The 25906-nt window shown below is 39.5% G+C and carries 11 protein-coding genes; 5 read left to right on the forward strand and 6 right to left on the reverse strand.

Annotation, left to right across the window (positions count from 1 at the left end; translation table 11 throughout):
• Positions 1 to 200 precede the first annotated feature (200 nt).
• Together HCO57_RS00500 and HCO57_RS00505 are read left to right on the forward strand one after the other, a co-directional pair.
• Positions 201 to 2750: a heparinase II/III family protein gene (locus tag HCO57_RS00500; protein ID WP_167987363.1), complete on the forward strand. Its 2550-nt coding sequence runs from the start codon at positions 201 to 203 to the stop codon at positions 2748 to 2750.
• Positions 2751 to 2880: 130 nt separating this feature from the next.
• Complete coding sequence (locus tag HCO57_RS00505; RefSeq protein WP_167987364.1) at positions 2881 to 4131, forward strand: glycoside hydrolase family 5 protein; 1251 nt, start codon at positions 2881 to 2883, stop codon at positions 4129 to 4131.
• Between the two features lie 263 nt (positions 4132 to 4394).
• On the opposite strand, the gene HCO57_RS00510 is transcribed toward HCO57_RS00505, so the two are convergent.
• The 4 genes from HCO57_RS00510 to HCO57_RS00525 form a co-directional block, all read right to left on the reverse strand.
• Positions 4395 to 7715, reverse strand: a complete 3321-nt coding sequence (locus HCO57_RS00510; RefSeq protein WP_167987365.1) for an FG-GAP-like repeat-containing protein — start codon at positions 7713 to 7715, stop codon at positions 4395 to 4397.
• Positions 7716 to 7822: 107 nt separating this feature from the next.
• The gene (locus HCO57_RS00515) at positions 7823 to 9382 is read right to left on the reverse strand and encodes a RagB/SusD family nutrient uptake outer membrane protein (protein ID WP_136950776.1); all 1560 of its coding nucleotides are present in this window, start codon (positions 9380 to 9382) and stop codon (positions 7823 to 7825) included.
• Between the two features lie 17 nt (positions 9383 to 9399).
• Complete coding sequence (locus HCO57_RS00520; protein WP_167987366.1) at positions 9400 to 12453, reverse strand: SusC/RagA family TonB-linked outer membrane protein; 3054 nt, start codon at positions 12451 to 12453, stop codon at positions 9400 to 9402.
• A 202-nt stretch (positions 12454 to 12655) separates the two neighbouring features.
• A complete protein-coding gene (locus HCO57_RS00525) occupies positions 12656 to 16756 on the reverse strand; it encodes a hybrid sensor histidine kinase/response regulator transcription factor (protein ID WP_167987367.1) in 4101 nt (1366 codons plus the stop codon).
• Between the two features lie 182 nt (positions 16757 to 16938).
• Between HCO57_RS00525 and HCO57_RS00530 the strand changes: the two genes are divergently transcribed.
• The 3 genes from HCO57_RS00530 (at position 16939) to HCO57_RS00540 (ending at position 22990) form a co-directional block, all read left to right on the forward strand.
• Positions 16939 to 18417 carry a hypothetical protein gene (locus HCO57_RS00530; RefSeq protein WP_167987368.1) on the forward strand — a complete coding sequence of 493 codons (1479 nt, stop codon included), beginning with the start codon at positions 16939 to 16941 and terminating at the stop codon, positions 18415 to 18417.
• 202 nt (positions 18418 to 18619) lie between these two features.
• A complete protein-coding gene (locus HCO57_RS00535; protein ID WP_167987369.1) occupies positions 18620 to 20266 on the forward strand; it encodes an endo-1,4-beta-xylanase in 1647 nt (548 codons plus the stop codon).
• A gap of 72 nt (positions 20267 to 20338) precedes the next feature.
• Positions 20339 to 22990, forward strand: coding sequence for a glycoside hydrolase family 3 C-terminal domain-containing protein (locus tag HCO57_RS00540; protein WP_167987370.1), 2652 nt, complete (start codon positions 20339 to 20341; stop codon positions 22988 to 22990).
• A 138-nt stretch (positions 22991 to 23128) separates the two neighbouring features.
• Here the strand turns inward: HCO57_RS00540 and HCO57_RS00545 are convergent, their stop codons facing one another.
• Both HCO57_RS00545 and HCO57_RS00550 read right to left on the reverse strand, forming a co-directional pair.
• A complete protein-coding gene (locus tag HCO57_RS00545) occupies positions 23129 to 24484 on the reverse strand; it encodes a Gfo/Idh/MocA family protein (RefSeq protein ID WP_136950770.1) in 1356 nt (451 codons plus the stop codon).
• Positions 24477 to 25781, reverse strand: a complete 1305-nt coding sequence (locus tag HCO57_RS00550; protein WP_245167513.1) for a DUF1080 domain-containing protein — start codon at positions 25779 to 25781, stop codon at positions 24477 to 24479. The genes HCO57_RS00545 and HCO57_RS00550 overlap by 8 nt, the downstream gene beginning before the upstream one ends.
• Between the last annotated feature and the right edge of the window lie 125 nt (positions 25782 to 25906).

A 25906-nucleotide genomic window follows, 5' to 3' on the forward strand; every position in this document is an offset into this window, starting at 1 on the left:
TCAAATACTGTATCTTCAATACGTTTTGGATTATGCTCACCTGAAAAGAAATCGATGGGGCTGAAAGACAATAGCATATAAATTAATTTTTAGCCAAATCAATTGAAATTATAGAAATCATAAGTACAATAAGGCTTGGAGAACTACGAATAGAAATACAAAACTTGAGTGGTTTTGATTAATCAAATACCGATTAGATTATGAGAAAAAAGGGTTTTCTCTATTGCCTTCTTGTCTTTGCCTTTTTAAATACTCATGGGCAAACAAAAAATCGTCCATTTATTTGGGTGGATGCTGACGACCGCCACATCATCCTGAACAAAATAGAGACCAAAGCATGGGCGAAATCATCTTATGAGGAAGTTAAACAAAGGGTTGATAGCACTTTGGTATTTTATCAAGAAAACCGAGACAAATTTCTTAGAAATTTACCGTTGGATTGGAGTCAAGCGAAAACCAATAGTATTCCTCCCCTAACTTACACGACTACAGGTGAAAAGGGAAAACATGAAAATCTAGATAATGCCTCTGACGAAGAGATGGCCAATTTCTTTAAACTGTCCGAGTATCTGGAGCTGGCTAGAGATGCTGGTTTTTTGTATTACCTAGATAAGAAGAATAGCTATGCCCAGTTTGCTACAGACATACTATACACCGCGGTCATGGGTATTTCGCAATTGGAACCTTCGGATTGGAGACCCCGTGGTGGCTGGCTATGCCCTGATGATATTCTGAGGGAAGCCCGCATAATTGGAGAAAAATTTCCTATTGTTTATGATTTTGTCGCCCCTTTTATTGCAAAAGGTGGTAAACCTTATGATGTGGCACGCCAGTCTCATGTTGATTTTCCTATGGCGAAAGCCCAAGAGGTTTTCCTAACTTATGCAAGATTGGTTGTAGATAATGGTATAATCAATTCAAATCATCCAGTATTGGAATCCAATTGTTTGGTATACAATGCGCTGGCTTTAGAAGATATTCAGGAGAGGAATATGTATTTGGAGTATTATTTAACCAAGAATACCTCCAATCAAGATGCGCTTGCTAAAGTGGCTGAATTTTATAAAAATGAAGGGGATATCTGGCCAGAATCTTCGCAGTATACGAATGATGTTGCTGAGCGCTCTACGAAATTGATGTACGTATTGACCAAATATGACCCCTCTTTACAAATGGGCCGCACTTACCCAAATATTCCCTGGGCAATTCAGCGCTTGGACTATTTGGTAAATCCGAACGGAGAACTCATACTTTGGGGCGACGGCCATCGCAAGTACAAAACACCTTATGATGCCTATGAGTTAGCTTATAAGCTGGGTAAAATTGATAGCGTACCCAAATTAGAAAAGCAGTTCAGCAACTTATTGGGCAGCGCAATGGCCAAGGGAGAATATCAAAGAGAAGGGTTAGAAGCATTGATGTGGTACCATGATGACTTTGAACAAAAGGAAACCACTATTGAACTGCCCCGAACCGACGAACAGCCCCATGCTGGAATTTTTCTGCAACGAAATTTGAGTAGTACGGGTAATCCTGATGATGGGTTAATGTGCTTTGTTGGTGGTGCTTCTATGGTGCACGGTCATGCCTCTGGAATGTACATGGAACTATATGGAGAGGGTAGGGTATTGGGAGTAGATAATGGTCGTGGAAAATACGCTCAAGACATCCACGAAAACTACTCCCGAATTTTTGCGGCCCACAATACGGTCATCGTAAACGGAGCATCACAAGGCGAAGGCGAATGGGTAAATCTAGGAATGGATACAGTTACCTTGGAATGCATGGAACCAATGCCTAAACAAAAAGCAGTATCCCCCAATTATTCTTTTACCACGACCAATTTTTATGATGGTGGAGGTACAAAAGCAGAAGCCGAGCAACAACGTACTATGGCCTTGGTTCGTACATCGTCAACAACAGGCTACTATTTGGATGTTTTTCGTTCGAAATCTAAACTACCCATTGAATACCATGATTACCTCTACCATAATTTGGGCGAGTCCCTTACTTTTTTAAATGAAGACCTTGTTTTAAATCTGGATGCCAATCGATTCATGGCAAATGCGAATGCAGAATGGAGGCGAAACAGAAAATATCGGAATCCTGGATGGCACTTTTTTAAAGATGTTGAAACTTCCGAAAGGTATTCAGAAGATGTTGAACTACTTTTTAAAGCAGAACGGTTTAAAGACAAAAACCGATATATGAAGGTCTTTATGCCTGGTTTTGAGGGTAGAGCTTATACCAAAGTGATGGCTCCCAAAACATTTGAAGCACCAGAACCTTATGATAGCTTACCTACACCAACACTGGTCGTACGTCAACAAGGTGAGGCACATACCAAACCCTTTGTGGGCGTTTATGAACCCTTTGCCGAATCAGCGAACAATGGCTCAGTGCTATCAGTAGAAAAGTTGGAACAAAACGGACTATTTCAGGGGGTAAAAGTGACAAGTAAGATTGACTATAAAATCTTGGTACAGTATCATCTAATGCCTTTTGAAAACGGTACGCTTTCCCTAAGAGAACACGCTATTGAGTTTCAGGGGCATTTTGCTATCATCACTTTTGATGGAAACAATGTGTTAAAAGACATTTATATCGGAAATGGAAAGCGTCTCAAAATTAAATCTTTTTTAGTTGAGAGTAAAACCGATAGATCCAATAAGGTCTATATCGATTTTAATACTGAAACTCCCATAGTAGAAGGTGATTTTAACATAGGTAAAATAAAGCAGGAAAGGTAGTTTCTTATTGATGAAGTGTAAGGGTATTCTACACCTCTATTGGAGCGATGCAACATTTCTTCTACCATTTACATCATTTCTGATTTAAAGTCATTTCCGCAGAAACTATTTTTACATAAAAATTGGTTTTATGAGGAATTATATCGTAGTAGCACTATCCGTAGTCTTTTTCTTTTCATGCAGTTCAGATTCGGTTGAGGTAGTCACAGTACCCAATATGGAGTCTACAGAAGAACCTGTTGACAATACCAATGATGGTGGTAGTAATAGTGACAACAGCAATGATAATAGCGACAACACTTCTCAAGAAGTAGATGTTACTGTTTATGGTGATGACCTTGAAAGTGACGGAAGTGATTTTGATAATGGCGTAATGCGAGGTTTAACACCTATCCAGTTCGCTGCGGAAATGAAGACGGGTTGGAATTTAGGAAATAGCCTTGATGCTGAGGGGCCAGACGAAACATTCTGGGGAAATCCTAGAATTACTAAAGAGATGGTTGACGCAGTGGCCAATCGTGGTTTTACAACCTTAAGGTTGCCCGTAACATGGCGTTTTCACCAAGGTGATGCTCCAAACTATGCAGTTGAGATTGCTTGGCTGGATAGGGTTGAAGAAGTTGTAAATTATGCAAGGGCGAATGATATGTATGTTATTGTAAATGTGCATCATGATGATCCTTGGATTATTCCAACTCAAGCCGAAAGTGATGGAGTTAAAGACCGTCTTGCGAAATTATGGACGCAGATTGCAGTGAGGTTTAGAGATTACAGTGATTACGTGATTTTTGAAACCTTGAACGAACCTCGTCACGAAAACACCCCTGAAGAATGGTCAGGAGGAACAGTTGAAGGTAGAGACATGGTAAATGCTTACCATCAAGTAAGTCTTGATGCCATAAGGGCGACAGGTGGCAATAACGAGACTAGAAAAATTATGATCTCTACCTATGCGGCCAGTACGGTGCCAGTTGCCATGGATGCTCTTATTATTCCTAATAATGACCCAAATACAATGGTTTCATTACATTCTTACTTTCCATTCCCTTTTACTTTAGAAGGTACGGATACTACATGGGGATCAAGTCAAGATAGAGCAGATTTATTGGCAGAAATGAACCGAATCAAGACTAGGTTTTCAGACAGGGGCATGGCTGTGGTCTTAGGTGAATGGAGTTCTGCTAATCAAAATAATATTGAAGACCGTTTAGCTCATGCAGAATACTATTCGCAACTAGCAGCAGAACGGGGCTTTGCAAGTATTTGGTGGGACAATGGGGACACCAGTGCGAACAGGGACGGATTGGCCATATTTGATCGAGATAATCTGACCTTTACTTTTGATAACATTGCGGAAATCTTGATTCAAGCGAACGAATAAATTCTAACTTTTTTTCAACTGTTTTAACAGTTGTATAGTTCAAAAGGGAAGCCTGAGTATACTTTACTTAGGCATCCCTTTTTTTATTGAGATTGTGCAAGTCGATTAAAAGTTAGTAATGTAAGTTCTATATATTCGGTGCTTTTGTTTTCAAAATCAATCGGTAAAATAGTGTCATTTCGAGCTTGGTCACTAAGCGACCCGTTAGAATTGCAGCAGAGAAATCTTAAAACCCGTGCTTTTCAATTAGATCTCTACTTTAGTTAAAGAATTTCAACAAAGTCCAAGAAATCATTGTTGTTGGCAACAAGGATATAGTTCTTCCCCTTAATGGTTATCATGGCCAAGTCTTTGACGTCACCATCAACAAACAAACCGGTTTGTGATGCGCCCAAGACATTGAAAGCTGCATTTTTTGATCCTTTTAAAAAAGAACCAAAACCAGCATCGGCTCTTGGGGTTTCAACCTCAGAGGCGAAAAGGTTACCAGCAAGTAACAGGTCTTTTATTCCGTCTTTATCAAAGTCAGAAACTAAAATTTGGTTCGTAGGGGCCATTTGCGCTTTGAGCGGTAAATCTTTTCGAACAAATTTTCCGTCAACATTTTCAAAAACTGCACTTTTAAAAGACTTTACAGAGTAATGAATACTGTTTTCCAATTTTTTCTCGTCATAAACATCTATCAAAGTCGCTTTAGAAAAAGCATCATAGTTTTCAAATTTCTTTTTAATGTTTGGCATTTGTTGTGAGCTACATTCGCGCCCTCTAACCGGATATTGTTCTCCGTCGTTGTAATAGCTTAAAACAATATCATTGGTTCTGTTACCATCAAAATCATTTAGAAAAATATCAAAGGTGGCATCTTCGGAGGCTTTGTATTTATAGTTTTCTCCCAAATTTCCTGCGACAAGGTCAATATCCCCATCATTATCAATATCATCGGCTTTTAAACTAAACCACCAGCCAACGGTGTCTTCCAACCCTAAGTCATTGGTAACTTCTTTAAAGCCATTTCCTTTGGCATTCTTAAAGACTTTAATACCCATCCACTCACCGGTAACGGCAAGGTCTTGCCAACCATCTTTGTCAAAGTCTGCCCATTGCGCTGATGTTACTAAACCAATTCTAGTAAGTTCAGGGGCAAGTTTCGGTGTACTATTAACGAACCTGACATTTTTGCCCGTACTTATATTTTCCAATAAGTAGCTGTTTGATGGATAAGGATAATTGCCCGGTATTAACCTACCACCAACAAAGAGGTCCAAATCACCATCCTTATCAAAGTCTGCGGCATAGACCCTACTGCCACTTTCTGTTATACGTGGCAGTGCGTTTTTATTTTTCACAAAAGTTCCATCACCTTGATTGATGTACAAACGGTCTTGAAGTAGTGGTGACCCGGGTTTAAATTCATTACCTCCACTCACGATATAGATGTCGTTATAACCATCGTTATTGGCATCAAAAATTAAGGACCCGATATCTTCGTGCATCCTATCCTCCAATAATAATTTGAATTTTTGTTGCTCAAATGAACCATCTTGTTTTTGATAAAATAAGCCGCCAGGATATTTGTTGGCTGCCCCAATGTAAAAATCATCCAATCCATCTCCGTTTAAATCCCCAACGGACAACCCTGGTCCAAATTGTGAGGTTTTATGGGGCAGGAGAATTTCTTTTTTAAAGTCATCATAAACATTCTCTTTGTGCTTATAAAGCGCAGGAGGAGTATCGACATTTGAAAATAATGATGGTTTGGTTTCCTTTGGTGAGAATTTTTCCGCTGCATTTAGAACGTCGACGGTTAAAAGTTGATTTACACTGACATCTACCAGTTTTTGTTTTTTCTTATTGGGCCAGATGACCAAAAGGCTGTCAATTTGCTCATCTTTTCCTAATCCAAAATGGATTCTTGGCGCTACGGAAGATTGAAAACCCCTACTTAATGTTAGTTCTTGAAATTGATGTGTATTGTTATGGTACAGCTTTATTTTGGCTCCAATACCCAATTTATTTCCATCAGGCCCGTTGAGTTCTAAAGCGAGATAATTGTTTGTTTTTGAACTGTTATTGTTGAAAATTGAGGCTTTTTGGTCAATATTGTTCACAACAAGCTCAAGATCTCCATCATTATCAAGGTCTACATAAACGGCCCCATTGGAAAATCCTTTATCATTAATGCCCCAATTCTTATTGTTTTTTGTAAAAGTAAGGTCGCCGTTATTCTTGAATATAAAATTATCAATGGGTTCTGATGGAATACGCAGACTTTTTACAAGTAGACTGTCTTCATGTTTTTTTTCGCCTTTTAAGCTTTCAAAATAATCTTTGTTGTTGATTTCCCTGCGGGTTCCGTTGGAAACGAAAAGGTCTTTATGACCGTCATTGTCAAAATCTGCCAACAGCGGTGCCCAACTCCAATCTGTTGAAGATATTCCCGCCAAACGCGAGATATCCTTAAGTTTTGGAACACCAGCCTCTGAGTAGCCTGTATTCAATTGTAAACTGTTTTGCATGTATTGGTATTGAAACCCGACCCGTTCAATATTTGCAAACAGTTCAGGGTTCATACTGGCCATGTTGGCTTTTGACCTACGGTTAGATGCGGCATCCATGTCCATCTGAATAATATCCAGCAAGCCGTCATTGTTGAAATCGGCAATATCAGCCCCCATACCATAGAAAGAAGTATGGGCAGTGGCAGTCTTAATTTCATTTTTAAACGTACCGTCTTTTTGGTTGATGTATAGGCAATCAGGCGTGCTAAAATCATTGGAAATATAAAGGTCTGTCCACCCATCTTGATTGATATCCGATGCTGTTACGCTAAGTGAAAGACTATATTCTTTTACACCCGAAGATGCTGTTATTTTAGTAAAGCGATTACCATCATTTCTGTAGAGATTGTCGGTTTCGGTATCGGTTACCCGATCCATGCGCATTTTGTAATTAAAGCTGTTGTATTCGAAAGGGGTAATAGGGTAGTTTGCAACGTATACATCAAGGTCACCATCGTTATCAAAATCAAAGAAGGTGGCATCAACACTGTTTCCTTCATCGTTTAAGCCATAGGCTTCAGCTTGTTCAGAAAACGTGTTATCCCCATTGTTAATGAATAGTTGGTTCTGTTTGTTGCCTGATTGACCGGCTACCAAGCAGTATATGTCCAAAAGGCCGTCGCCATTTACATCGGCCATGGTTGTGCCTGTGTACCAACGGGTGTCACCTTCAATAGATGCATTATCGGTAATATCGGTAAATTTCAAATCGCCATTATTCAAATAAAGCTTATTAGCAACCATATTCCCGGTAAAGAACAAATCGATAAGGCCGTCATTGTTAACATCGCCTGCTGAGACACCACCGCCCATATAAATGTAAGGATAGGTAAAGTAGTTGAGGCTATCGGTTTCTGTAAGTTGATTTTCAAAGTGGATACCTGTCGAATCTGACGAAAGTTTTGAAAATATTGGGGTTGCCTTTTTAGGCAATTTATCTGCACCTTGTTCAGTTTTGTTTTTGCAGCCAAATACCAAAATGATTCCGAAAAGAGTTGCGAGAAAGTAAATCTTCAGTTTCTGCATTTTCAATTTTTCCTTCTTGTTCTATCGTTGAATTTACTAAAAAGTAAATGAGCAAGAATTTATATTCTCGCCCATTGATTGTGAAATAACTAAACTAACTCGAACAATTAATATCCAGGGTTTTGATCAGCCTCAGTCAATGCAGTGTTGGCGTCAATTTCATTTTGTGGTATGGGCATCACGCGATGCACATTTGGATCATAAACGCGAACGTTACGTAACGATTCATCTGGATTGTCAAAATTAGCATCCGGGAAAAAGGATAATTCTTGATCATCGAGATTCCATCGAACAAGATCATCGAATCGCTGTTGTTCTCCAGAAAGTTCTACAAATCTTTCATGGACAATGGCCTCAAATATCTGTTCTGGTGTATTTACTTGAAAGCCTCTGGCATCCATAGTGGCGGTACCGTATCGTGGCATTTCTGCACGATCTCTAATTTCATTCAATAGGTCTATTGCACCTTGGGTATTCCCCAAGTTCAATTCTACCTCAGCACGCATTAAAATTACATCTGCATAGCGCATGATTCGAACGTTTACACCACTGTTTTCAGAAACATTTGTTTCGTCATACAATTGGGAGAATTTATACCATGCCGGCGCTCCCACACAACCGGGACACGGAAACTGGAGGGAAAAATCTGGGCCGTAGAAGGTATTTTCATTATCTACCAAAATGGCGAATTCAAGTCTAGGATCATCCTCTTCAAATTCTTGTATCATTTTATCTGAAGGTCTGGCATTCGCCCATCCAGTGTAATCTTGTGACCTAAATGTTATTTCTGAAGTACCGATACCAGTCTGAGCCCAACGTTCGCTATCAGTACCTACTCCTGAAGCAACTTGATATCCTATCTCAAACATTGATTCGTCATTATATTCGCCAGAAGCATTAAAGTTATCGGCGTAGTTTTCTAGTGGTAATAAGCTATGATTGGTTACATTGTTAAAAGCTTCTCGTGCTTCGATGTACATTTCGCGATGCAAATATACTTTGCCCAACATGGCAAAAGCTGCTTCACGTGTCACCCGACCAGCTACAGAAGTTCCTTTTGGAAAGGTCAATTGGGTAGAAAGTTGCAAATCTGCTATAATTTGGGCGTAAATCTCATCTACTGTAGCTCTAGGTGAATCCACAGTAGCTTCTTCTAATTCAACCTTTAATGGAACCCCTCCAAAGCGTTTTACCAAATGGTAATAATATAAAGCCCTAAGATAATATGCTTGCCCAAGGGCATTGTCTACATCTGATTGTGTATAATCACTTGATGGCAAATCTGCAGTTGTACGCATTCTTTCTTCGTTGCCAATAACAAAATTACAGGCTCCAACACCATTGAAACACGATGTCCAATACTGGGCGATGTTTTCTAAAGTTGGATTAAACTCAAATCGATTGAAAGGTGCATAGTTTGGATCCCCACTTGAAAGTACTTCATCAGAAATAGCATCTTGCAAGATATAACCATTACGTTGATACAGTACTTGAAATTGATTGTAGCTTGCATTCACTGCAGCCTCAACTTGGGTCAACGATTCAAAGAAAATCTCTGGATTCAGCGCATTGGTATTCTCAACAGGCACTTCCTTATCACAGCCTATTACAAAAAGTAGTGCCGCAAAAGGGATACACTTTAAAAGGTTAAAACTATTTTTTTTCATTTTTCTCACACTTTTTATTAAAACTCTAATTGAATTCCTGTAACTACGGTAATCGGTCGTGGTTGTGCACTTCGATCTATGCCCAGACCATCAACCAGGCCAGCTGCATTATAGAAAGGTGCAACTTCAGGGTCAAGACCTGAATAATTTGTAAAAGTTAATAAATTTTGCCCTTGTGCATACACTCTGAACTTTTTAAGAAAGCCATTCCCAGATTTATTAACCATGGTATTGGGGAAGGTATACCCTACAGTCACATTACGCAATCTAAGAAATGAACCATCTTCAATATATCTAGAAGATATTTCATTATTGATATTGTTACCGAATCTAAACCTTGGGATATCAGTGATATCTCCAGGGTTTTGCCATCTACGTAATACCTGTGTTCCGTAGTTCAATCCATTATCCAATCCTTCCAAATAAAATACATTACTGTTCAATATATCAACACCTTGTACCCCATTGAAAAGTACATCAAAATCCCATCCACGGTAATCCGCTCTTAAGTTAACGGCGTAGGTAAAATCTGGGTTGGGATTACCAATTACGGCTCTATCATCCAAATCAATAAGGCCGTCACCGTTAATATCACGGTAACGAACGTCACCAGGTTGCACAGGAACCGCTGTATTTCCGTTGTTGGGTAATGCTTCGTCAATTTCAGCCTGCGTTGAATAGACACCGTCAGCTACTAATCCAAAAAAGTGAAAGGGGGCTTCACCCACTGCCAATCGGTTTAGCGCAGATGCAAAAGGCGGATTCAAGCGTGCACGTTCAATAGGCTCACCCGCCAGTCCTAGGCGTTCTACCCTAGCTTCTGCCCGAGTTACATTTGCCCAAAAATTCCATTTAAATTCACCTTTGTAGTCATTATAACCCAATGTCAGCTCTAGTCCTTCGACATCAACAATTCCAACGTTTCTGATTACTGTTGCCCCAGTTTGTGAATTACCTGGTATACCGGCTGATGAAGGCAATTCCACTGGAATTAACAAATCTTCACTACGGTTTTTGAAATAATCCATGCTGAATTGAATCTGGTCGTATAAAAATCCAGAACTGAACCCATAATTTTGTTTGATTTGTGTTTCCCAACGTAAATCAGGATTGGCTGCATTATTAGGACTAATCCCAGGAACTACCACATCATTTAATACAGTAGGTAGATTTAGGCCTAAGGTGGGAAGAAACTGGTTCACTACGTTACCTGTTCTGTTGTTACCGGTCTCCCCATAACTACCCCTAAACTTAAAACTATTGATAAAATCAATATCAAACCACTTTTCATTTGAAATATCATAGCCAAAAGCACCTGAAAAGAACCATTGTGAGGCATTCTCTGGCGAAAAGCGTGAAGAAGTATCTCGTCGACCAGAGCCACTGATGGAGTACCGATTATCAAATTCATATCCTGCAAGAAAGAGAACGGAATTTAAATTTTCTGGTACCGAAAAAGATAGAGAACTGGCGTTCGGTGAAAAAATCTCAGGGATTTCTGAAGAGATTTCTTGGTTATCCGAAAGTAACCCTGATTCAAAATTGATTTGGGTTTGTTCCAACACAGCAGAGGCATTGACAGAATGTTTACCAAAGTCTTTATCAAATGCCAAGGTATTTGTAAAAATGGTCTGTGTTGTCGTTTGTCGTATTTTATCAACAAAATTAATTGGATTAGCAAAAGTGCCTAATTCAGCAAATGCCCGGCGCTCATTATCTTGTAATAAAAGGCTCGCATTCAATCCAAATTGGGAACGAAAACTAAGTCCATCAAATATTTTAGCATTTACAAAGACGCTACCGATTGCTGATGAAAACCTTGTAAGGTTATCTTGGCTATTCTGTATTCTAATTTGATTTCGAGAGTCGTTTAAATCCAATTCGGTGGTACCCCCAAAGCCATCCACAGGATTTCCAACTTCGATGTAGGGTGCCATTCCTAGTATATTTTGAAAAGGATCACGACCACCATCGCGTTCTGGTGATACCGTTCTATTATGTCCCAATGATAGGGTCTGACCTATATCGAGCCATTCTGAGATTTTGGCATCGGTATTGATATTTAGTGTGGTTCTTGAGAATCCAGTGTCAATGAAGATTCCCTGTTGATCCAATCTTGAAAATCCAACATTATATCTAGCCTTTTCACTACCGCCGTTCACATTAGCACTAATGTTATTAATAGGAGCTTGTCTAAAATAGGCATCTTGCCAATTGGTATCTACCCCGTTGCCATTAAAGTTTGGGTCTAGGTTAATTCGATCTACAGGAAAATCAGGCCCACCTTGCTGTCCGGCCAAAGCGTTGACTTCGCGCAAGAACTGAATGTATTGTTGTGTGTTTAAAACGTCGTAACGGTCGTTAAATTCTTGTACTCCACTAGAGGCATTAACGGTAAAAGAGGCGTTGCCGACTTTACCTTTTTTGGTGGTGATGAGAATTACCCCGTTGGTACCCCTTGATCCATAAACCGATAATGAGGCGGCATCCTTCAGTACATCTATTTTTTCAATACTTGCTAAATCAATACTGTTGATACTGTTAGTGAAAACCCCATCAACAACAAAAAGTGGGGTACCATCTCCAAAGGTATTCACACCGCGTATTTGAATCAGTGTCTGTGAACCGGGTGAACCACCATTGGTAATCGTAACACCGGCTGCCCTTCCCTGAAGTGCCTGCCCAATGTCCGTAGTAGGAAATTCACTTAACTCTTCACCATCTACGACAGATACAGGTGTGTTTCTTTGTTTACCATATGACACTAGTACGACTTCATCTAAACTGACCAAATCCCTTTGTAAAGTAACATTAAGCACAGTTTGATTGGTGTAGTTAATCTCTTGCCGGCTGTATCCTACGTAAGAAAATATAATTGTGGCGCCGTTGCTTACCCCTTTTAAGGAGTATCTGCCATCAAAATCAGTTACCACACCATTGGAGGTGCCCTCTACGAAGACCGAGGCTCCTGGAAGCGGTCCATCAGCATCGCTTACTGTTCCGGTGATTTCTTGAGATATCATTTGCGCTGACAACAATAGTAGCAACACAAAACTTAATTTTTTCAGCATTTTCTAAAAGGTGTTAATTGAATCTTCGGTTAAACCCTTTCCCTTTAGTAATAAGGAAAAGACGTTAAAATTTGTTAAAGTGCAAGTTAGTTTACTTGAAAATTGAGCTATAATCTATTTGATGCAATGTTTGTAGCAAATGTTGCATAACATTGAAATTGTTGTTTGTTTAAAGAATGAATGTCTTTTAGGAATGCCCTTATTATCCCCTTTTCGGAAGTTCGCCGAATTGTTTTTTGTAACAAACGGTAAAGTATGAAGCCGATAAGAATCCTACACTATGGGCAACCTCACTTACATTCAAGTTTGTGTCATTTTGCAATAATGTTCGGGCTCTTTCCAACCGGATTCTTCTAATAAAAGTTATCGGTGATAGTCCAGTCAGGTTTTTTACTTTTCGGTAAACCTGGCTTCTGCTAAGACAAAGATGTGAGGATAATATTTCAACATTTAGGTCAGGGTTGTCGATGTTACTTTGAATAAAATCGACTACTTTTTGTATAAAATCATTATCAAAATCAACAAGATTCTTTTGCTCTTTTACTGGTGTTGCAGCTACCTTCTGTAATTTGGAGAGGTCATTTTTCTTAAGTTGTTGTGCAACGATTGCTTCTAGCTCTTCTTTGTCGAATGGTTTGGTCACATAAGCATCGATACCGATTTGAATGCCTTTGACCCTATCTTTTGGCAGGGCCTTGGCCGTCAGCATAATAATTGGGGTTTGCCTTAGCTTTTCGTTATTTCTGATTTTTTTACAAAATTCAATGCCGTCCATTATGGGCATGATAACATCTGTTATTATTAAATCAGGTTCATGCTCAATGCCTTTTAGCCAACCTTCTTGCCCGTCTGATGCCAAAACCAATTTATATTCATTCTTGAAGATTGAACTTATATAATCTTGAAGATCAAGATTGTCTTCGACAATCAACAGCGTCTTTTTTCTCTCTTTGACGCTCAATATCTCGTTTACGTCATATTTCTTTTTCGATTTTATTGTGTTCGATATTATGGCACTTGTAGTTCTTCCAGTTTTATTCAATTCTTTTTCAAAGAACTTTTCACCATGTGGTATGATGACTGTAAAGACTGAGCCCTTACCTAAAATGCTTTCGACTTCAACAATGCCCCTATGGAGTTCAACGAAACTTTTTACCATTTCAAGACCGATTCCTGTACTTCCGTAATAGGTTTTGTTCTTCTCCCCAATTTGATAGAACCTGTTGAATATCTTTTTGTACTCTTTTTGATCTATGCCGGGACCGCTATCTTTTACGCTTATTTCAATGACCGGTACCGATTTTTCGGTATCTATGTTCGGTAAGACTGTTTGCCCTTTAGAGCGGATTTCTACTTGGATCCGACCATTATTTGGGGTAACCTTAAAGGCATTTGAAAGGAGATTAAAGAAAATCTTATCCAATAAGCCTTTGTCGGCATATGCCTCAAGGTTAATGTCATCATACTTAAGGTCAAGACGAATTGCCCTTCTTTGCGCTTCCTCATTGAAAAAACTTAGAATGTTCTTTGTCTGCTCTGTCAATTTAAAATGACTGAGCATTAGTTGAAGTTTATCGGATTGCAATTTTCTAAAATCCATCAACTCATTGATAAGCCTTGACAAACGATCTGCATTTTTATGAATGATTTGATGTTTCTCACGAACATTTTTTGTGAACTCGGTTTGGTTCATGTTCACTAGCTCTTTGATCGGATTTATTATAAGGGTCAACGGCGTTCTGAACTCATGTGAGATATTGGTGAAAAACTGGAGTTTTTGTTGTTGGAGTTCTACTTTCTGTTTCCTTCTTTCCCTTTCAAGTCTGCGGGTGTTTTTTATTTCTATTCTTTTTCTGTAGGATAACATAATCGTAGTGACCAATGCTCCAATCAGAATAAAGAAAAGTAGGTACGCCCATTTGGTTTGCCACCATGGCGGTAATACTTCAATGGTTAAAATGGTTGTGGCTGGGGTCCAAAGCCCATCATTATTTGACACTTTGAGGTAAAACGTATAATCTCCGGGTTCTAAATTAGTATATGTTGCCATTGTGGATGTACCGACATAATTATAGGTATCATCAAAATTTTCTAGGTAATGGGCGTACTGATTATTGCCAGGTCTCGTATAACTAATGGAACCATAATCGATGGTCAATGCCGTTTGATGGTGTTTTAATTTGACGGTGTTTTTACTGTCACTGATTTGTAGCGGACTATCCTTATCTTGACTATTTACCTTTTTGTTAAAAATTCGTAGGCCTTTTAAATAAGGTTTGGGTAGATTTGGATTTGAAGGTATGTTCTTTGGATTAATTGTGTTTAGTCCATTTTTTGTGCCCAGATATAAGGTGTTTTCCCCTGCTAAAACGATTGCCCCATCGGCAAGAAAGTTTTTCAAAAGGCCATCTTGAACTGTAAAATTGGTGACTTTGTTTAACGCTCTTTCTATTTTTAGAACACCCAATTTACTGCTGAGCCAGAGTTCATTTTTGACCGGTTCATAAATTGCGTTTACATAGGTCAAATCTTGACCGTCTAGCTTAAATCGTTCAAAACCTTTTGTTTCTCGATTATAAGAGAAAAGACCTCCTCCATTGGTTCCGCACCAAACCGTTCCGTCTTGGGTTTCGTATATATCGAGTATCTGATTGGAACTCGGGTGGCCACCAAAAGTTGATGAAATCGCGTTATTGTGTGAAACGACATCAAATTCAGTTTTTTTAGCAACGTTGATATGGTAAAGCCCTGAAGAAGTGCCTACCCATAGAAAACCATTACTGTCGTGATGAATGACCTTTATATCTTTAATATTCAATTGAGAACTTTGATATTTCTCGCCGGAGGGTATCTCTATCGTTTTTTTTATCGGATCGTAATAACATACGCCCTCTAAAAAAGTACCTATCCAAACCCTACCGTGGCTATCTTCCGAAATACTTTGGGTTTTATCTGTGCGAAGCTTCCCTCCAGTAGTCTTTTTTGTGAAATTCACGAAGGTTTTGCTTCCTTTTTTTAACCAATAAATTCCGTTCCCCCAGGTTGCAATCCATAGACCATCCATACTATCAACGAATATGTCTTCAATAAAATTACCCTGCGGAAAACCAGTGTATAACGTATTCTTTTTCCCGTAAATTGCGGTGACTTGCCCTGAGGTCGTATTCAAATAATCGATGGCGTTGGTTTGGGCAATATAGAGATTACCATTACTCGTAGTGGCAAAAGCCCTAATGTCATTGGATTGAACCGTATTACTCCCAACTTGCATTCTCAAGGCCTTGAACTTATTATGGTATTGGTCGAGAAAACCCAAGCCGTCTTCATAATAACCTAACCAAAGCCTGTTTTCGTTATCATATAATAATGACCAAACCGAATCAGACCCTATACCCTGTTTGTTTTTTGGATCATACTTTAAGTTTTTTAACAAACTGCCATCATCATTCAGAATTGCCAAACCCTCATTTTCAATAGCTATGAATGTTGTGTTTTCATTCCCTGTAATGGCCATAACCTTGTTATTGGCCACGTTGATTTTTTTTGCTGTCTTTCTCGGTTTTTTCAGGTCGATTGTAAATACGCCATTTTTGACAGTTCCTATCCAAAGGTTTTCCTTTTGGTCTATATGAAGTTTAGTGATGTTAAAGATACTTTTCGACCTAGCTACCGGTAGGTCTTTTATGGTACCTTTATTAAAGTATTGTTCGGTCTTTAATCCTTTATTGGTTGCAATGTAAAGGTTGCCCTTGGTTGAAAATTTTAAATCGAGTATCGCATTTCCTGGGATTGCATAGTTTTTTATGGAAAGATTGGATAGGTCGATTTTTTTTATGCCGTCATATGTTCCAACGAGAATAGTTCCTTCAAATTCAGCAAAGCAGAGTACGTTGATAAAAGAATTATCTGAGTTTTGGTATGTCTTATTCGAGATTCTTACAAATTCATTTTTGAGTTTGTCGTATTTACTCATACCGGCGTTGGTGCCGACCCAAAGACCGCCTTTTGCATCTACGAACAATGAATTGATGGTATTGCTACTAATGCTATTTTTGTTATTGAGCTCATGCCCAAAGTAGGTGTATGAAAGACCATTAAAACGATAGAGGCCAGCACCATCTGTGCCAATCCAAATAAAACCATTATGATCTTTGACCATGGCCGTTACCGGTCGTTGAAACAAGTTTTTTTCAGCAGTATGAAATTCAAAATCCTCTTGATCAAATTGTGATTGAACAATGTTTGTTGTAAAAAGTAAGATAACGACCGCTAGTTGTACTAAGCGCTTTGAATGCTTCATCATTAGGTACATTGCTTGTAAGTCTTGTTTACTGTAAAATTGAACTTAAGTTTTAACGAGAAAAATAAAATTTGTAGCAATTTATCCCTCATATGTTGCAAAGAGTCTTTTTGGATGTAACTAAAAGAATGTTAATAAGAGTTAAAAAACTATATTCATTTTTGATTTATTAAAGTTAATGAAATATGAAATCGTTTATTCTTGGCCTCCTATTAATTCTATTTATCTCATGTGAGAAAAATGAGTTTAAAGCCGTTTTACAGGAGGGGGCTCCTCCTTCCGAGGTTCGAGCCAACATAGTTTTTAATAATGAAGAAGCGCCCTTTTCGGTGACCATAAGTCCTACTGCTATGGGGGCCACCGCATTCGAAGTGTTGTCTGGAATTCCTGGAGAGCCTGCCAAATTAATAGGTATTCAACAATCTGTTACTTTTTTATATCCGGAAGCGGATGAAAACTTTTTTGCAATCGTACGCGCCATTGCACCCAATGATTTGGTGACGGAAGAACGTTTTGAAGTAGTACCGCCTGCAGACCCTTGTACTCAGATTTTCAGTGCCCCGGTTACTTGGGATGCTGACGGCCCCAGTGCCTTTGAATTTGGTTTCAACGGCGCCGAAGTGTCGGTGGTGCCAAATCCTGATCTATCTGGAGCCAATCCATCAGAATCTAATGTTTTGCAAATCACACAAGATGGAGGTGGAAACTTTGATGGCTTTGGCGTTCAAATGACGTCTCCTGCGCTCTTTACCGCAGCTGATAAGATTGTTCGATTGACATTCTGGTCAGATAGGGAAATTCCTTTAAGACTTACAGTACAGCAAGATCCAAACAATACAACTGAGCGTGAAGCCGAGGTTAACTTAATACATACTGGTTCAGGATGGGAAGAACTTCGTTTTGATTTCTCTACTGCAACTGCTGGCTTCACAGGTAGCCCTGATGGCGCATTGGGTATTCCAGATTTTGTTCCTTTTGTTCCGACTGGTGACTATATTAGATTCCAAATGTTCATAAGCCCTGGTGATGACGTTTCAGGTACGTTCTATTTGGATAACGTTGGTGTGTGCCCAGACGGCGGTGCAGCGCCTCCACCGGTTGGTGAAGAAGAAGAGGTGGAAGAACCAGATCCTTGTACTGCGATTTTCGAGACCCCAGTTACTTTAGATAATGGTGAAGAGTTCTTTGGTTTTAATGGTGTAACGGTGCAAACGGTTACCAATCCCGATCCTTCAGGGGCAAATCCCGAATCAAATAACGTTTTGGAAATCGTACAAGATGGCGGAGGTAACTTTGATGGCTTCGGAACCGTATTAGGAACACCAACCAACTTCGCTGCAGACGATAAGGTGGTTCGTGTATTATTTTGGTCAGAGGCGGAAGTTACTGTCAGACTGAACATGCAACAAAACCCTACAAACAACGAGACCGAACGTGAAGTGGAAGTTGCGGTAGCGCACGGGGGAACTGGATGGGAAGAGTTGCGTTTTGATTTCGCTAATGCCACTGCTGGTTTTGTTGCTGAAGGTGAAGCTCTCGGAGTTCCCACTGGCGCGCCTTTTGTGCCAACAGGGCAATATAATCAACCAACCTTCTTTATAGCACCTGGTGAAAATGTTGCCGGTACATTTTATATTGATAATTTAGGTTCTTGTCCTGAATAGGACTTAAGACATATATTCATAAGAAGTAAGGCGAGTTGGTTTATTACTCGCCTTACTTTTTAAACAAATCAAAAAACTTTTTGTTAAAAAAAATCGCTCTTAAAATTTATTTTTTATGAAAAATCGGGCGATCACTAAACCATATAATTTGTGGTTTGGTAGATATAACTAACTCAAGGTTACGGTTAAATACAAAGAGTAGATGAATTTTCTTCTGAATACTAAAAAAGCGATTATACTGATTCCTTCACTTTTTTGTGTCTGTTTATTGTTTGCGCAGACTGAAGAAGTGTTCTTGGTCACTGATTTTGATGGAGGTGGAATTTTACCAAGTACTTGGGAATCTTTTGGTGATTTAGGATTGAACGGTGTCCAAAGAAATAATTCCCTTAGAGATGGCAAGTATTATGAGTTGGCTTGGAACGGCACCTCTGATAAAGGTTATGTGGTAAGCCAATCCGGCATCACTTTTAGATTGATTCCCAAAAAGAAATTGAAAGGTAAGACCATAGACAATGTTTTTTTAAGGCTTGATGTCAATTGTGGTGGAGCACCGGGAACGGTTGTAAATATTGTTTTGGTAGATGGTCCTAATGATTGCTGTAAAAATGAAGTGAATTGGCAATATACTTTTACAAAAGAGACATGTGAGTGGGAATCTTTAGAAATAAATCTAGCTGATTTTGGGTATGCCTATGATCCTAATAATCACGAAAAGACCATAGATTTCACAAAAGTTGGTCGAGTGAAGGTAGGTATTAACCCTGAACAAGGACCAAAAAAGCAAGTGGTCCAATTTGATAATGTGCAATTGGTGGTTAAAGAAAACGTGACTGCCCAAGGATACCAACCAAATATTGTGATACCTGAAAGCACAACACTAAAAACCGCTGCTAAAGATTTTTTTGTTGGGGTTGCTGTCAATCCTGATCGAGTAAGGGCTACAGACCATAGTAGTGTTTATACCAGAGAGTTCAATAGCATTACAGCTGAAAATGCCATGAAGATGAAAAGCATTTTTAAGGGTATTGATGAAAATATGAAGATTATATATGATTGGACACAATCAGACGCTATTGTTGATTTTGCGGAAAATAACGGAATGAACCTTCATGGACATGCTTTGGTTTGGCACGAAAGCATACCTGATGTATTGGAAAACTTTAAAGGTACCAATGCCCAATTTGAAGCCATAGTAGGGCAATACATTACCACTGTGGTTAAAAGGTATAAGGGTAAGGTAGATTCGTGGGATGTGGTGAATGAGGCCATTGCAGACAATACTACCAAAATGCGGGAATCCTTGTTTTTAGAACGAATGGGACTAAATTATGTAGAAAAGTGTTTTGAATTTGCGCGAAAAGCGGACAATAAGGTCAAATTGTTTTACAACGATTACGGCTTAGAACATGACGTTCAAAAGCAACAGGGTGCTTTTAAGCTCATCGATGGTTTAAAGAACAAAAACTTGATTGACGGCGTAGGATACCAAATGCATTTGGATTATAACTTTCCCAGCAAGACTACGCTTCAAACTGCGACCAATCTAGCTGTAGATCGTGGTCTTTTAATCCATTTTTCGGAGTTGGATATAAAAACAAATCCGAAAGGGGATGTAACTGAACTTACAGAACAACGTAACCAAGCGCAGGCAAAAAAAGTTTACGAAGTGGTTTCAGTATATAATAAGATACCTGAAAACTTAAAATACGCCCTAACAGTTTGGGGACTTAAGGATGATGAGTCTTGGATTACACCGCGATATGGTTTTCCAGATTGGCCCTTGTTGTTTGATGCCAATTTTAAACGAAAGGAAGCTTTTTCAGGCTTTGTTCAAGCTTTAGAATAAATAAGGAGTAATAGGTCGTAAATAGGTTAAAAAATAATAATAAAGACAAATAGTTCAACTAATATAATACGTATGAATTCGGTTAAAATCATAGGAAGTGCTCTGGTAATCTTTTGTTTCTTAGTGGGCTGCTCAGAAACAAAAAAAGAGGCAGATAATGTAAAAATCATCAGTAAGTCTGAATTTGAACAGCAAGCAAAAGACTTGGTTGCTCAAATGACACTTGAAGAAAAAGTGTCGCAAATGAGTTATGAATCCCCTGCTATAGAACGCTTGGGTATACCGGAATATAACTGGTGGAATGAGTGTTTGCATGGTGTTGGTAGGGCAGGGCGTGCCACTGTGTTTCCACAGGCTATAGGGTTAGCGGCAACTTTTGATAAAGAGAACATGTCTTTTATTTCAGAAATTATTTCAGACGAAGCGCGTGCCAAACATCACGATTTTGCTTCAAAAGGTAAAAGAGGCATTTACCAAGGCCTTACGTATTGGACACCAAACATCAATATTTTTCGTGATCCAAGATGGGGCCGTGGTATGGAAACCTATGGGGAAGACCCCTATTTGGCAGGTGAACTGGCCGTTCGTTTTATAAAAGGATTGCAAGGTGACGACCCCAATTATTTAAAATTGGTTGCCACAGCAAAACACTTTGCGGTGCATAGTGGGCCAGAAGCTGATCGTCATCGATTCAATGCAGTGCCCAGTCCTCAAGATTTTTTAAATACCTATAGCCCACATTTTGAAAAAGTGGTGAAAGAAGCCGATGTGTATTCCATTATGTGTGCTTATAATAGTTACAATGGTGAACCCTGTTGTGGTAATCAAGAATTAAGCGGATTGTTACGGAACGATTGGGGCTTTGAAGGCTATATCGTTTCCGATTGTTGGGCCATTAGAGACTTTTATGATGAAAATGCGCATCACATAAGTCAAGATGCAAAAGAGGCCTCTGCATTAGCCGTAAAGGCAGGAACCGACTTAAACTGTGGTAATTCATACCCAGCCTTAGTTGAAGCCGTGAAAGATGGCTTGATTTCAGAAGCAGAGCTTGATGTTTCTTTGGAACGATTAATTGTTGCTCGTCTAAGATTGGGCTTATTTGCTCCTGAAGGGGCGGTAAAATATGCTGATATTCCTTATGATGTAGTTGACTCTGAAAAGCACCAACTGGCAGCCCTTGAGACAGCCAGAAAATCTATGGTGTTATTAAAAAATGAAAATAAGATTTTACCACTTGATAAAGCAAAAACAAAAAAACTTGCCGTTATAGGTTCCAATGCTGATGATTTAGAAGTGTTGTTGGGCAATTACAATGGGTATCCAACCACACCAATTACTCCTTTAGACGGTTTAAGAAATAAGTTGCCGAATGCAGAAGTCTCTTATGCCATAGGATGTAAGTTGGCAGAAGGATTGCCAGTTTTTGAAGCTATGCCAGAGTCGGTATTGTTTTCAGATAGTTCACTAAAGACAAGTGGTCTTAAAGGAGAATATTTTAATAATATCACTTTTGAAGGGGAACCAAAACATACCAGAATTGATAAGACAATTGATTTTACTTGGCGCACAACACCTCCTTTTGAGGACATGGATCCAGACACGTATGCGGTACGTTGGTCCGGGGTACTTACTGTGGATAAAACAGGATCATATGCTCTTGGTGGTGAAGCTTTTTCATCTATGAAATTGTTTTTGGACGATGAATTATTGATGGAGCGTAATGATGTACACCATCCGAAGAAAATATACGAATACGTCACCTTAAAGGCGGATAAGAAGTATGATATCCGATTTGAATGTACCCAAAATAAGACGGAACACTCTATTATGAGATTGCTTTGGGAAGCACCAAAAGACAATCTAGAAGAAGAAGCTATCGCATTGGCTAAAGATGCAGACGCTGTAGTATTATGTATGGGTATCAGCCCGTTATTAGAGGGAGAAGAAATGAAAGTTAAGGTAGACGGGTTCTCTGGTGGTGACCGGGTACATACCAAATTGCCAAAAACCCAATCTGATTTGATAAAGAAAATTGCAGCCTTAGGCAAACCAACTGTATTGGTGTTGTTGAATGGTAGTGCACTATCCATAAATTGGGAGCAAGAAAATATCCCGGCCATTATTGAGGCTTGGTACCCAGGTCAAGCAGGTGGTACTGCTATAGCCGATGTTATTTTCGGAGATTATAATCCATCGGGTAGGCTACCTGTAACTTTTTATAAAGACATCAATGATATTCCTGCTTTTAGCGAATATGATATGCGAGGGAAAACCTATCGTTATTTTAAAGGAGAACCCTTGTATGAATTTGGATATGGCTTGAGCTATTCGACCTTTAAATACAGTAATCTGAACATTCCTGATGAGCAGAAGACTGGTGATGAGGTTACCGTAACGGTTGATGTTCAAAATACCAGTAAAGTAAAAGGTGACGAGATCGTACAGGTCTACGTTCAAAACACGAATGCCGATGAATTTAATCCGCATAAAACGCTCGCAGCCTTTGATAGGGTTTCATTGCAACCGGGAGAAAAGAAAACCGTGTCGTTTACGATTGCTAAAGACCAGTTAAGTAGTGTGACCACGCAGGGGCAAAAAGTTATTCAACCTGGAGCGTATGCCATATCAGTAGGTGGGGCACAACCTTCTACCGAAAGAATTGAAAATGGCACAGTAGCTCAGAAAATAATAATGCTTGCAGGAGATGTAGTGAAATTATGATAGCTTTTACATCAGAACCAAAAGCGTCGATTGCTCTCAGGAGTTACTTGAACCAATAACTATGCTAAAAGAGTGTAAAAAAAAACCATCATTGGCATATTCGCAATGATGGTTTCATGGCTAATGTTTAGATATAATCTAAAGGGTTAAAAATTTACTTTTCCAAGATTCCTCATAAGGTTTGCCCCAATGGTTCATGGCATCCCTGTTGAACATGGTACCTTTTATATCATCTACTTCAAAGTTTTGTTTTATTCGCGAAGAAACATTGGCATAATGCACCATTGCCATGGATATATTGGCATCTTCAATAGGTGCGTATAACTTTGTTTTCCCACGAATGGCATCGAAAAAGTTTTGCACATGAAGTGTAGACATATCGCCACCACCACCAAGGGCAACGCCTCCTTCTTCACCGCCACTGCTCACTTCTTCAACCAATTGTCCTTTTCTATCAAAAAGTCTATAATGACCTCGGTTTACAAAAACGGTACCCTCGGTTCCGTAAATGATTACCCCACGGCCACTACCGTAGGTATTGTAAGCATTTCGGCTTTTGCCGTCCCATTCAATTTGCTTGTTCCCTTCAAAAGTAAAACGGGCCAACATGGTATCGTACATCTCCCAGCCATCATCCTTAAAATGCCTTTTGTCAGACTCTACTTCCACCAATTGCGGTAAGTCCACATTTAAAGCCCATCTAGCCACATCTAATTCGTGGGTTGCGTTATTACCCATTTCGGCGGTGGCATAGTTCCAACCGTACCAGTGCCAATTGTAGTTCCAAGTTTCTGACGTATACTCCCGATGCACCGCTGGACCTTGCCATAGATTCCAGTCCAATCCCTCAGGCACAGCGGCTTTTTGCTGATTGGGTACTTCCCCACGACCATTGCTATAGAATGCTATAGCTTTGTAGGCTTCTCCAATAGTACCTTCATGAATTTTTTGGATGATTTGCTGAGTATGTCCCGATGAACGTTGCTGATTGCCCATCTGAACAATCTTCCCATACTTTTTGGTTGCCGCTACGAGAAGTTCGTTCTCCTCCATGGTGCAACTACTGGGTTTTTCAACATATACATGCTTACCGGCCTTCATGGCCATAATGGCTCCAGGGGTATGCCAATGGTCGGGCATGGCATTGATTAAAACATCTACCTTGTCATCATCAAGCACTTTGAAAATATCCTGTTCTAAGGTGGGTTTATATTTGATATGTTCTGCAAACTTTTCTGCTGCTTTGGTCATTTGACTCTGTTTGGCATCACACAGATATGTTAACCGAACGTTGCTATCCTTATGGGCGATGGGGGCGTAATAGGCACCTAATCTTCGGCCCAAACCTGCAATGGCTACATGCAAACGGTCATTGGCCCCCATAATGTTCTTATAGCTTTGGGCACTCATACCCATTGATGAAGCACTTGCTAGACCTATGGTCCCCAAAGTTGTTTTCTTCACAAAACTTCTCCTACTATTTTGCTTACTCATAAGTCTTTATTTTAATGTTTTTAAAGGAAACTAGGTCGCCATGGTCCTGTAAAAGAATATTGCCTTTTTCCAAAAGTCCAAAATTTGGCCAGTCTTTGTATTTGCTTTCCGCTACCAATTTTAAGAACTCGTCACTACCACGTTCGTATTCCAAAACCTTAACACCATTGAGCCAGTGTTCAACCGTGTTGTCTTTTGATACGATATGTGCGGTGTTCCATTCTCCAACGGCATTCATGTGTTTATTGGGGTTGGCCTGAATCAAATCGTACAATGATGCCACTGTTCGGCTACCTTCATGACTACCCTTTTTTGCGTCGGGGTGACGCTCATCATCCAAAATCTGGTATTCCAATCCTATCGAAGATCCTTCACCCTTGTTCAGTTCGGTATCCACGTAATATTTGATGCCGCTGTTTGCACCTTCGGTGATTTTAAAATCGACTTTAAGTTCAAAGTTGGCATACATTGCCTTGGTGACAATATCACCACCCGCGGCAGATTCCGCTCCACCACTTGCAAGTACACTGAGTACACCATCCTTGATTTCCCATCCTTTTTCTGGGAATTCCTCCAATTTGGCACCACGCCACCCGTTTGTGGTTTTTCCATCCCAAAGTAGTTGCCAGCCCGATTTTTTTTCTTCAAAAGTGAGTTGGTTTTTCGTGACAACTGCCGGTAGGGGTGACGGTTGGGTATATTGATTAAGATTTTCCGTTATAAACTCAATATTTCGCCATTTGATATCGACCCCAGGTTTTCCTTTTTTGCCAATACTGTGTACTTGAAGGCCTAAAAAACCTTCTTGGTTCATTTCGTCCACTAAATGTGATGCAGGTACACCATTAATCCATGTTTTTAAGGTGTCACCAATGGCTTCGATTCTAAAATGGTTCCAATCGTTGGGCTTATACGTTTTTTGTGCCGCTTCATTACCTTCTAATGGATGCAACCACTTTCGGCGCTTTTCATCATAAATACCTCCGCTCCAAGAGCGTTCAGACGGGTCTATTTCCACTTGATATCCATGAACAATGCCATCTCGGTACCAATCATAACTATTGCTACGTATCTGTACCCCAGAATTGGAAACGGAATCGGTCTTAAAATCAAGTTCCAAAATAAAATCGGAATAAATGGAATCGGTAACCAAAAACGTATTTGGGGTATTGGCAACTGTAGTTCCAATGATTTCTCCATTTTCAACACGATAGGTAGCCTCACCGCCCAGGGTATGCCATCCCGTTAAGGTCTCACCATCGAATATGGAGGTTAGATGGTCTTTGTTTTCTTCCATGCAACTTGTCAAAAAGACAAAAAGAAATAGAAAGCATATCCTTGGAAAATAGTGTTTTACGTCAGTTTTTTTCATTAGTATTTGATTTATTAAGCATAGGTCTAAAGTTATCTTTTATTGACCGT

It is taken from the genome of Croceivirga sp. JEA036, assembly GCF_011882165.1.
GTDB lineage: Bacteria > Bacteroidota > Bacteroidia > Flavobacteriales > Flavobacteriaceae > Croceivirga.

Coding starts and splice junctions, on each gene's coding strand:
- HCO57_RS00500 (WP_167987363.1), top strand. CDS start 201: ATGAGAAAAAAGGGTTTTCTCTATTGCCTTCTTGTCTTTGCCTTTTTA.
- HCO57_RS00505 (WP_167987364.1), top strand. CDS start 2,881: ATGAGGAATTATATCGTAGTAGCACTATCCGTAGTCTTTTTCTTTTCA.
- HCO57_RS00510 (WP_167987365.1), bottom strand. CDS start 7,715: ATGCAGAAACTGAAGATTTACTTTCTCGCAACTCTTTTCGGAATCATT.
- HCO57_RS00515 (WP_136950776.1), bottom strand. CDS start 9,382: ATGAAAAAAAATAGTTTTAACCTTTTAAAGTGTATCCCTTTTGCGGCA.
- HCO57_RS00520 (WP_167987366.1), bottom strand. CDS start 12,453: ATGCTGAAAAAATTAAGTTTTGTGTTGCTACTATTGTTGTCAGCGCAA.
- HCO57_RS00525 (WP_167987367.1), bottom strand. CDS start 16,756: ATGATGAAGCATTCAAAGCGCTTAGTACAACTAGCGGTCGTTATCTTA.
- HCO57_RS00530 (WP_167987368.1), top strand. CDS start 16,939: ATGAAATCGTTTATTCTTGGCCTCCTATTAATTCTATTTATCTCATGT.
- HCO57_RS00535 (WP_167987369.1), top strand. CDS start 18,620: ATGAATTTTCTTCTGAATACTAAAAAAGCGATTATACTGATTCCTTCA.
- HCO57_RS00540 (WP_167987370.1), top strand. CDS start 20,339: ATGAATTCGGTTAAAATCATAGGAAGTGCTCTGGTAATCTTTTGTTTC.
- HCO57_RS00545 (WP_136950770.1), bottom strand. CDS start 24,484: ATGAGTAAGCAAAATAGTAGGAGAAGTTTTGTGAAGAAAACAACTTTG.
- HCO57_RS00550 (WP_245167513.1), bottom strand. CDS start 25,781: ATGGAAGAAAACAAAGACCATCTAACCTCCATATTCGATGGTGAGACC.